Below are 10,005 nucleotides of genomic sequence, written 5' to 3'. Positions count from 1 at the left end.
GGCGGATGTCGAGTTCCTCCTCGGTCAGTCGCTCGGAGGCGATGCCGTTGTCGTCGTAGCCGAACGGGAAGAGGACGTCCCCGTTCGCCATCCGCTGGAAGCGGGCCGCGAAGTCCTGGAGCGTGTGACCGTAGAGGTGACCCATGTGGAGGCTGCCCGAGACCGTCGGCGGCGGCGTGTCGATCGCGTAGACGGTGTTCGGGTCCTGACCCGGCTCGCCCCCGTAGGCGTAGGTTTCGGCGTCGACCCATCGTCGCTGCCAGGCGGGTTCGATCTCCTCGGGATCGTAGCTCCCGTCGAGGGACGGCGCGGGCTCGTCGTCGCCCGGCTCGACCTCGCGTTCTTCCGGTTCGAGGCTCATGGTCTCACCGCCCGGAGCGGGCGTCGTCGGTTCGGCGATCGGATCCGATAGGTGGTGTCCGCGTGCATGCGTACTGGTCGTTGGTCGTCGGTGTCGGTCGGGAACGATACGTCCGTCGATCGGGAGTGGATGCGGGGCTACGGGGCCCCTACGAAAACGGAGCCGCGCGAGCCGTCGTGACGGCGGGTGGCCGCGACGGGCGGACGCATACCTACAGGTTGATCGGCCATCCGGTTTCAACCTTTCGCGACCGGGGCGCACTGCGGGAGCCGTCGACAGACCTTCCCGACGGAGACGGCACGCGGAGGCCGTCGGCGGATCGGGTTCGGGGGCCGCAGAGAGGGGGCGCCGGCGGCGGCCCGTCGCGACGGCGACTGCCGGCACCAGCCATACCGGAGCGCCGCGCGTACCGACCCCGACCATGACGCCATCGACAGCCGAGACCGAGATCAGGGGACTCGACGTCGCCGGTCCCGAAGACGGCCGGCCGATCGTGTTCGTCCACGGCGCGATGTTCACCCGGAAGATGTGGGCGCCCCAGCGCGACGCCCTCGCCGACGAGTTCCGGGTGATCGCGCCGGACCTCCCGGGCCACGGCGAACGAGCGGGCGAATCGTTCGACCTGGAGCCCGCGATCGACCTGCTCGACGAGGTGGTGGATTCGGCCGCCGGCGGACGCGCGGTGCTCGTCGGCCTCTCGCTCGGCGGCTACGTGATCGCGGAGTACGCCAACCGGTTCCCCGAGAAGGTCGACGGCCTCGTCGTCGTGGGGAGCAGCGCCAACCCGGTCCGCGGAATGAACCTCCTGACGCGGATCACCGGCGGCCTCGCTCGACTCGCGACCCGGAGCGACCTCGTCGAGCGCGGAGTCAGGCGGGCGGGCGAGCGCTGGGTCCGCAACCGCGATCTCTCGGGGGAGACCGAGGCGGAGATCATCGAGTCCGGGATCTACCCCCGCGAGTTCGGCACGCCCGGTCCCGACCTCGCCGGGCGGAACTTCCGGGCCGCGCTCGCCTCCTTCGCGGGTCCGGCGCTGATCGTCAACGGCGAGCGCGACCTGATGATGCGCGGCGGCGAGGACGAGCACGCCTCCGTCGGCGGCGCCGACGTCGAGATCATCGAGGGGGTCGGTCACATCTGCAACCTCCACCGGCCCGAACGGTTCACCGAGGTCGTCCGGGAGTTCGTTCGCGGGCTCGACGACGACGGCTGAACGTTACTCGCCGGAATCCTCGCCGTCCAACCGGAGCAGCGCCCGCGAGTCCGTCACCTCGACCAGCTCGCCGTCGAGGTAGTCCGCCAGCCTCCCGAGAAACTCGTCGTCAGCAGCCTCCGCGTCGGCTCTGACCAGTTCGATTCGGTCATGGGTGGTCGCGTCGTGTTCGCCCTGCATGATCAGCGAGAAGAGCTCTCGCGGGGTTACGGGTTCGCCCGCCTCGAGCCGGGCGGCGACGCCCGGGAGCGTCGTTTCGACCGTCGTCTCGACCGCGAAGGTGACGTCGACCGAGACGTTCGCGTCGCGCTCTCGGGCCGCGCGAACCTCCTCCGAGCTTCGCACGGCGGGCACCAGCACCTCCTCGAAGTCCAGTCCCTGCTCCGTCGCGCCGACGTACGCGAACGCGACCGACGCCCGAAGGCCGTCGAGGAACTCGAGATCCTCGCGGAGGTCCTCGAAGACGAGTCGCCGATCCTTCCGCGAGAGGGTGTGCAACAGGACCTCGAAGTCGAGCACGGCGTGGCGAACCCGCCGCCTGATCCGGGCCTCGGCGTTTCGTTTCGACTGTTCGTGGCTCATTTCGCGCTCGCCGAGCAGGTACGCCCGGTCTGCCGGACTCAACACGCCCCGTTCGCGATCGACGTCGGTGTTCATGGCTGGTCCTCGAGCGGAGTGTGGATCGACCTACGTCGGGGAGCATAATCCGTTTTCGGTTATGAAACATCGGTCGTTGGCAGAACTGCTTTAGGTCGCCGGAGACGACCGTCGGGACGAATGAGCGCGAGCGGCGGATCGGAGGGATCGGACGCGGTCTGCGGGACGGGTCGGGGAAGTACGATCACCGCGCCGATCCGGCACGGCGCCCCGACCGACGAGGGCGACCGTCGATGAAGGGACGGCTCGCCGACCGCTACGCGCACTGGCTCGTCGCGAACAGTCGACTCGTCGTGGTCGTCCTGCTGGTGTCGACGGCGGTCGTGGCTGCCGGCGCCGCCGTTGGCGAGACCGAGGACGCCGGCATCGGCGAGTTCGAGGTCGACTCGCCGGAAACCGACGCGGGCGACTACGTCGACGAGCGCTACGAGACGGACGATCGGATCGTCACCCAGCTCGTCGTCCGCGAGGAGGGCGGCGACGTGCTGACGCGGGAGTCGCTGCTCGACGGCCTCCGCTTGCAGGCGGACGCGAGAGCCGACGAGTCGATCGAAGCGACGCTCGCCGACGACGCCTTCCTCGGCCTCGAGAACCTGGTCGCCACGGCCGCCGTCTTCGAGGATCGGGCGGCGGACGCCGACGGACCGCCGGACGAGTCGGAGCCGACGCTCCAGGAGGGCATCGGGGCGCTCGAAGAGCGCTCCGACGAGGAGGTCGAGGAACTGCTCGAAACCCTCCTCGATCCGGAGTCCGACGCTCCCGGCGGCGGCCAGGGAGCCGACTCTGGCGAGGATCCGACCGCGTTCCTCCCGTCCTCGTACGAACCCGGCTCTACGCAGGCGGAGTCGCGGCTGACGTTCGTGTTCCAGGTCGACGACGGTGGCGAGGACGAGGAGCCCCAGGCCGCCCACGACGCGCAGGTCGACCTGGAGGCGCTGTTCGAGCAGCGCTTCGACGACGGCTTCGTGTTCGGCCAGGGGATCAGCGACGCCGCCTCCGCGAGCGCCGTCGGCGACAGCTTCGCCATCATCACGCCCGTCGCCCTTGTGCTCGTCCTCTCGGTGCTGGCGATCACCTACCGGGACGTCGTCGACGTCCTCGTCGGCCTGTTCGGAATCGCCGTCGTGATGGCCTGGCTCGCCGGGTTGATGGGCTGGTTCGAGATCCCGATGAGCCAGCTGCTGATCGCCGTCCCGTTCCTGCTGATCGGACTCTCGATCGACTACTCGTTACACGTGGTGATGCGGTATCGAGAGGCGCGTGCGGGGGTGCTCGACGAAGACGAGAGCGTCGCCGACGGGAACGCGGCGAGAACGGACGGCGGGCCCGGGACGACCGACGACGCCGGGGCGTCGCCCCGGAGCGTGCGCCGTGGAATCCGCGCCGGGATGGCGCTCGGTCTCGGGGGCGTGGTGCTCGCGCTCGCAGCCGCCACGTTCTCGACCGGCGTCGGCTTCCTCTCGAACGTCGTCAGTCCGCTGCCGGCGATCCGGGACTTCGCGATCCTCTCGGCGGGCGGCATCTTCGCGACGTTCGTCGCGTTCGGCGTTCTGGTGCCGGCGCTGAAAGTCGAGGTCGACGGCCTGCTCGAGAACCGGTTCGGCCGAAACCGTGCGAAACGGCCGTTTGGTGTCACGCCCGGCCCGGTGAATCGAGCGCTCTCGAGCGGGGTGGCGCTCGCCCGCCGGGCACCGCTCGGCGTCGTGGTGGTCGCCTTTCTGCTCGCGACCGCCGGCGCCTACGGGGCGACGACGATCGACACGGAGTTCAACGAAGCCGACTTCCTCCCCCAGGACGCCCCGGAGTGGGCCCAGTCGCTTCCCGGCCCCCTCGCGCCGGAGACGTACACGATCGCCGACGACGCCGAGTACCTCGCGGCGAACTTCCAGGATCGCGGCGAGGGCTCGCGGGCCGAGATACTGATACGCGGCGACGTCACCGATCCCGCACTTTTCGAGGCGATCGAAGACGCCCGAACGGACGGAACCGACCGCGACACGATCGACGTCGACGCCGAGGGACGAGCCGCCATCGAGGGCCCGCTCTCGGTCGCCCGCGAACTCGCCGCCGAGGACGACGCCGTCCGCGAGGCACTCGAGGAGCGGGACGCGAACGGCGACGGCGTGCCGAACCAGGATCTCGCGGGCCTCTACGACGTCATGTTCGACGCCGACGCCGAGCGCGCCGCGACGGCGATCGAACGCGCAGACGACGGCAGCTACGAGTCGGTCCGGCTGACGCTGAGCGTCCGCGGGGACGCCTCCGCGCAGTCGGTCGCCGAGGACGTCCGCGCCGTCGCGGCCTCGATCGAGTCGAGCGCCGGCGTGACGGCGGTGGCGACCGGCGGCCCCGTCCAGACGGCGGTGATCCAGGACGCTCTGCTGGAGACGCTCGTCCAGGCGTTCGCGGTGACGCTCGCGGTGATCCTGGTCTTCCTGACGGCGCTCTACTGGCTGCGCCACGGCGCGCTCACCCTGGGGGCGATCACGCTCGCGCCCGTCGTCGCCGCGCTCGCCTGGCTGCTCGGGGCGATGGCGCTGCTCGATCTCCCGTTCAACAGCGAGACGGCCGTCATCACGAGCCTCGCGATCGGGCTGGGCGTCGACTACAGCATCCACGTCGGCGAGCGGTTCGTCGACGAACGAGCGCGCCGCGAGAGCCTTGAGGCGGCGCTGACGGCGACCGTTACGGGGACCGGTGGCGCGCTGCTCGGGAGCGCCGCGACGACGGCCGCCGGCTTCGGCGTCCTCGCGCTCGCGCTGGCGCCGCCGCTCCAGCGGTTCGGCCTCGTCACCGGGCTCGCGATCGTCTTCGCGTTCCTGGCGTGTCTCACGGTGTTGCCCTGCCTGCTGGTCGTTCGCGAGCGCCTGCTGGAGCGGCTGGCCTAGCGCGGCCGGTCAGGCCAATTCGACCAGCGGCACCACGCCGAACCAGGCGATGAAGGTGAGCGAGGCGATCATCACGCCGTCGATCCGCCGCGGCGCGTCGAGCCCTCGGACCCGATCGCGGACGAGCCAGGCGATCACGAGCGCGTGCGGGACCGTCAGGTAGATCAGCGGGCCGTATGCGGTGACGGCGCCGGACAGGTGCAGCCCGACGGCGACGGCCGCGGCCGCGACCGCGGTCCCGGCGGCGACCGCGGCGGCGCCGTCGAAGCCGAATCGAGCGGCGATCGTCTCCTTGCCGGCGGCGCGGTCGGCCCGGCGGTCCGGGACGCCGGCCATCGTGATCGACGGGAGGACCGACAGCAGCATGGGCGCCCCGAGCAGCCAGGGAAGGGGGTTCGTCGCGTCGCCGCCGAGGAAGACGTACCCGCACAGGACGACGAGGAGGCTGTGGGTCGCCGCCACGTCGAGCTCGCCGAGCGTGCGGTAGGAGAGCCGTAGCGGCGGGAGCGTGTATCCGAGCGCGAGCGCCGACAGTCCAACCAGCAGGAGTGCCGCGGGGACCGTCGATCCGCCGGCGAGTCCGAGCACCGCGAGCCCGAACGCGACGGCGGCGACGCCGGCCGCGGTCGCCCCCGCGAGGAGCGCCCGCGAATCGAGTTCGTCGTCGACCAGAACGCGAGAACCGCCGGTGAACGGGCCGGCGAACGCGTTCCGGCGGTCCGTCTCGTAATCGGCGAGCTCGTTGCTCAACACCGTCGCCGCCTCGAGGAAGAGGAGGAACCCGAATCCGGCCCAGAAGACCGCCGAGGAGAGGGCGGCGGTCGATCCGGTCGCGGCCAGCGCGCCGACGGCGTAGGCGACCCAGGCCATCGGGTAGAACTGCAGCCGGAGCGCGCCGACGGCCGTCCTCGCCTGACGAGCGATCCGGCGCGTCCGGGACTCCGGCCCGTTCTCCAGGCCGCGACCCAGGTCGGCCGCCCGCGAGAGCCACGTCCGCCGCTCGTCCAGCGACGAGTCCTCGACGGAGCCGAAGTAGGTCGTCCGGGTGGTTCGAATCCCGGCAAATCCCAGGGTGGCCCCTTTCACCGCGTTCGTGCCGGGCGCCCGCTGGATCCAGCGGTACACCCACGGCGGGACGTCCATCGTGACGAGGAGCTCGGCGGTCGTGTCGTCGAGCAGCTCGCGCCGGCCCGCGCCCTCGCCCTCCTCGTAGAACTCGAAGGCGAAGCCCGGTCTGAAGACGCGGTCGAAGAAGCCCTTCAGCAGCGCCGGCATCGTCCCCCACCAGTTCGGGTAGACGAAGACGAGGTGGTCTGCCCACCGGATCAGGGACTCGGCCTCCGCGAGATCGTCCTCCAGGGGCTGGGCGCTCGAACATTCCGTGCGGACGTCGTGATCGAACTCCAGGTCGGCGAGAGCCAAGAAGCGAACGTCGACGCCGGCCTCCAGGGCGCCGTCGCGGTAGGCGCGCGCGAGGTCGCCACAGAGACTGTCGGTCCGCGGGTGGGCGAGCACGACCAGGGCGCGCATACCGGGGCGTCCATAGCGGACGAGATAAGCGTAGGGCCGGGATTCACCGGGCGAGACGTCGCCGCTCGAATCCCCGTTCGTCGTCGATTCGCACACCCCCTCGACTCGCTCTGAGCGCCGCCTTCGCCTGGTGTGACGCCCTCCCCCGGTGTGACGCCCTCCCCCGGTGTGACACCCTGCCCCGGTGTGACGCCCTCGCCTGGTGCGGCACCCTCGTCCGGATCGACGCCGGTCGCTACGGCGCGTCCTCCCGGTCCGAGTGCGCGCGGACCCACAGCTCCCCGATCCGAGAGAGCCGGGTTCGATAGGACTTCCCGTGCTCCTCGCGCTCGATGTAGCCCTTCCCACCCGGACCCAGCCGGTCGACGTTGTAGATGACCTTCGACCGGAAGCTGTCGGTGTACTCCTCGTTGAGTTCTCGCGCGAGCGATTCGGCCAGCTCGGAGACGGAAGCGAACTCGCCCTCCTCGCCGAGCTTGAACAGGATGAGCTCCTCGAACGGCTTGACGTTCGAGAACGAGGCCACGGGGAGCTCGACGACGTGGCTGCCGTCGATCTCCTTGGCGCCGATGGTGGTGCCGCGCTCGTCGAACTCGGAGAGGAGGTCCCGTGCGCTCTCGAGGCGGCGCTCGATGCGCTCCTCGGGCGCGGCCTCGCCCGTTTCGGCGTCCCGCAGCTCGGCGAGGAGGTTCCGCTGCTCGCGGAGCTCCTCGGCGAGCTCGGTCTCCAGGTACTTTTCGGGGGCGGTGTAGTAGGTGTGGATCCGCTCGCGTTCGTCCTCGCGCTCGACCATGAGCGAGTGCGCGGCCGTGGCGAACGCGAAGCTCACCGTCCGGGGCATGGCGGCGACGTTGACCCAGACCTCGTTCCCCCGGTCGAGTTCGGCGGTGATGAGGTCGTAGGCCTGCTCGAACGCGCCGTCGTAGTCGTAGACGTCCGCGAGGACGAACCGCTCGGTCTCCGCGCCGAGCAGGTTCTGGAAGTCCGTCTCGAGCTTGCGAGCGAGATCCCGGGAGTACTCGACGTTCGCCTCGCTCCCGACCGCCCCCTGGAGCATGACCACGCGGTCGACGTCGCGCTGGTCCCGCACGAGGGGTGCGATCAACCGGTCGTAGTCGAAGCCGACCGGCACGATGTGGGTCTGCATGGGCCAACCTTGGCGGGCGATGTAATCAAACCCGGCGAGTCGACGACGGTCGACCGTCGACGCGGTCGGGCACCGTGACCGGTGCCGGTGAGGGGGCCGAACCACCTCCCGGCGACGCCGACGGGGCCGGCATCTATATCACCGAGCCACGGTACCCGTAAATCGACACGCATGGATCGACGCACGTTCCTGACGACGACCGTCGTCGCCGCGGTGCTGGCGGGGTGCTCCGAAATCCGAGGCGACAGCGGCCCGGACGACGCGGCGGAAGAGTTCTACGAAGCGCTCGACGCCGCCGACGCCGACGCCGTCGGCGAGCTCCTTCACCCGGACGCCGACGGGTGGGTGTCCGAGACCGATCTCGCGCCGTTCGAGGACCTCGACCTGACCGTCGCGGAACTGGCGGTTCTCGACGAGGACGACGAGACGGCGACGGTTCGAGTCGAGTACGAGATCGACGGCGAGTGGAACGGCGAACCCGTCGACGCGGCCGACAGCCGGGAACTTGCCGTCCGGACGGCGGACGGGGAGTGGGCGATCGCGGAACCGTCCGTTCCCACGATTTCGACGATCGAGGCGGCCGTGGAAGCGTACTACGAGGCGCTCGGCGGCGGGGACGTCGACGCGGTGAACGCCAGGATTCACCCGGACTCGGATCACGCGGAACTTACCCGGTCGGACGTGGAGCTGATCGAAGGGCTCGATTTCGCCGTCGAGCGGGTGGAGGTCCTCGAGGAAGACGACGAAGCGGCCGTCGTCGAGGCGGACGTCCACGTACGCGGAGAGATAGACGGCGTCGAAATCGACGAAGTGACGAACGACGTGCTCGAAATTCGAACTCACGGCGCCGAGTGGAAGCTCTACGACTGAACCCCAAAATCGCGGGCGTGCGGGCGGGGCCGGGTCCGCGATACCGACGTTACTCGCGCCGGATGCGGTACCGATCCGGCTCGACTTCTTCGAGCGTCGACGGTTCCCGCAGCGTCACGACTCGTCCGGTCGGATTCGGCGCTACCTCGGCCCGCGCGTCGACCGAGACGAGATCGCCGAGCAACTGCGCGGAGGGCGGTTTCTGCGCGGCGCCGCAGTCGTAGATCGTCAGCAGCCCGCGAGGGTCTCGTTCGTAGACCACGAGGTGGGCGTGACGAGGCAGGCGCCAGCGGTTCTCCCCGGTCCGACGGAGGTGGTTCATGGGGTCACGTGGTGGGCCGAACGGCACAACCGTTACGACCGATCGGGGTCGTGTCCGGCGACCGATGGCGCGGTGCCGGACGACCGACCGTAGCGCGACATCGTCCGAACCCGGTAGTGCGGTCCCGGACGACCGACCGTAGCGCGGAGGTGGTCGTCGACCGGTCGAACCGGAGGGGATCGTCGACCGGTCGAACCGGATCGGCGATCGACCGACGGCGCCGAACGACCGCCTGAAACTGACGATTTCGAGAGCGATCCCCTTCGCAGCCTCCTCCGTCGCTGTCGGGCGATTTACCAAGCTAAAATGGCTCTTTCACGTAGGGAAAGGGTATAGGTATCCGGGGAACAAGTGACGAACGAATCACATGGCTCGTCTCTTTCCACTGCGGTCCGAGGCGCCGACGACCGAGGGCGCGCCTCGGGTCGTCGACCTCGACGACGAGGACGCCGACGCCGTCTTCGGCGCCCTATCGTCGTCGACCGCTCGCGGGATCTACGCCCACCTCGACCGGGAGCCGGGGACGCCGAGCGACGTGGCCGACGCGATCGACTCGTCCATCCAGAACGTCCGCTATCACCTGGAAAAGCTCGAGGACGCCGGCCTCGTCGAAGTGGTCGACACCTGGTACTCCTCTCGCGGTAACGAGATGAGCGTCTACGCGACCTCGAACGGACCGCTCATCGTCGCGAGCGACCGCTCCCGCGCCGAGCAGCTAAAACGCGCGGTCTCGCGGTACCTGGGCGGCGTCGCGATCCTCGCCGGGGCCGCCGTCTTCGTCCAGGCGGCGGCCCAGCGATTCGGCGTCACCGTCGGCGAGGACGCGGCCCCGGCCGACGCCGAGCCCGACGGCGAGCCGCTCGCCCAGGAACCCGCTCCCGGCGACGGTGACGAAGCCTTCGCCGCCGACGAGGACGAGTTCGATACGACCGCGGAAGAAGAGGCGGAGGTGGGCGACGCGATCGCAGACGACGCCGACGCGACCGCAGACGACGACGCGACCGCAGACGACGACGC

The 10,005-nt window shown here is 70.1% G+C and carries 9 protein-coding genes; 4 read left to right on the top strand and 5 right to left on the bottom strand.

Features of this window, described 5'->3' with window-relative positions; translation table 11 throughout:
* Positions 1-361, bottom strand: a 361-nt coding sequence (locus tag QZT59_RS16190) for a class I tRNA ligase family protein (protein ID WP_290818717.1), incomplete at its 3' end; no start/stop codon positions are given.
* Between the two features lie 421 nt (positions 362-782).
* On the opposite strand from QZT59_RS16190, the gene QZT59_RS16185 reads away from it, so the two are divergent.
* Entirely contained in the window at positions 783-1,574 is a 792-nt protein-coding gene (locus QZT59_RS16185) for an alpha/beta fold hydrolase (protein ID WP_290818715.1), read from the top strand.
* A 3-nt stretch (positions 1,575-1,577) separates the two neighbouring features.
* Here the strand turns inward: QZT59_RS16185 and QZT59_RS16180 are convergent, their stop codons facing one another.
* Positions 1,578-2,231: a hypothetical protein gene (locus QZT59_RS16180; protein ID WP_290818713.1), complete on the bottom strand. Its 654-nt coding sequence runs from the start codon at positions 2,229-2,231 to the stop codon at positions 1,578-1,580.
* A 233-nt stretch (positions 2,232-2,464) separates the two neighbouring features.
* On the opposite strand from QZT59_RS16180, the gene QZT59_RS16175 reads away from it, so the two are divergent.
* Positions 2,465-5,119 (top strand): RND family transporter, encoded by a 2,655-nt coding sequence (locus QZT59_RS16175; RefSeq protein WP_290818711.1) that lies wholly within the window; start codon positions 2,465-2,467, stop codon positions 5,117-5,119.
* Between the two features lie 9 nt (positions 5,120-5,128).
* Here the strand turns inward: QZT59_RS16175 and QZT59_RS16170 are convergent, their stop codons facing one another.
* Positions 5,129-6,649: an NAD(P)H-dependent oxidoreductase gene (locus QZT59_RS16170; protein WP_290818709.1), complete on the bottom strand. Its 1,521-nt coding sequence runs from the start codon at positions 6,647-6,649 to the stop codon at positions 5,129-5,131.
* Between the two features lie 235 nt (positions 6,650-6,884).
* Entirely contained in the window at positions 6,885-7,796 is a 912-nt protein-coding gene (locus QZT59_RS16165; protein WP_290818707.1) for a DUF6293 family protein, read from the bottom strand.
* A 171-nt stretch (positions 7,797-7,967) separates the two neighbouring features.
* On the opposite strand from QZT59_RS16165, the gene QZT59_RS16160 reads away from it, so the two are divergent.
* Positions 7,968-8,666 carry a hypothetical protein gene (locus tag QZT59_RS16160; protein WP_290818705.1) on the top strand — a complete coding sequence of 233 codons (699 nt, stop codon included), beginning with the start codon at positions 7,968-7,970 and terminating at the stop codon, positions 8,664-8,666.
* 49 nt (positions 8,667-8,715) lie between these two features.
* Here QZT59_RS16160 and QZT59_RS16155 read toward each other — a convergent pair whose 3' ends face one another.
* Positions 8,716-8,988 carry a hypothetical protein gene (locus QZT59_RS16155; RefSeq protein WP_290818704.1) on the bottom strand — a complete coding sequence of 91 codons (273 nt, stop codon included), beginning with the start codon at positions 8,986-8,988 and terminating at the stop codon, positions 8,716-8,718.
* A gap of 367 nt (positions 8,989-9,355) precedes the next feature.
* On the opposite strand from QZT59_RS16155, the gene QZT59_RS16150 reads away from it, so the two are divergent.
* The coding region (locus QZT59_RS16150; protein ID WP_290818702.1) for a helix-turn-helix domain-containing protein at positions 9,356-10,005 on the top strand (650 nt) is incomplete at its 3' end.

Origin of the sequence: Halovivax sp. (genome assembly GCA_007119345.1) — an archaeon.
Lineage (GTDB): Archaea > Halobacteriota > Halobacteria > Halobacteriales > Natrialbaceae > Halovivax.
The sequence above is the reverse complement of the archived record's forward strand: the minus strand, read 5'-3'. Positions and strand labels throughout refer to the sequence as shown.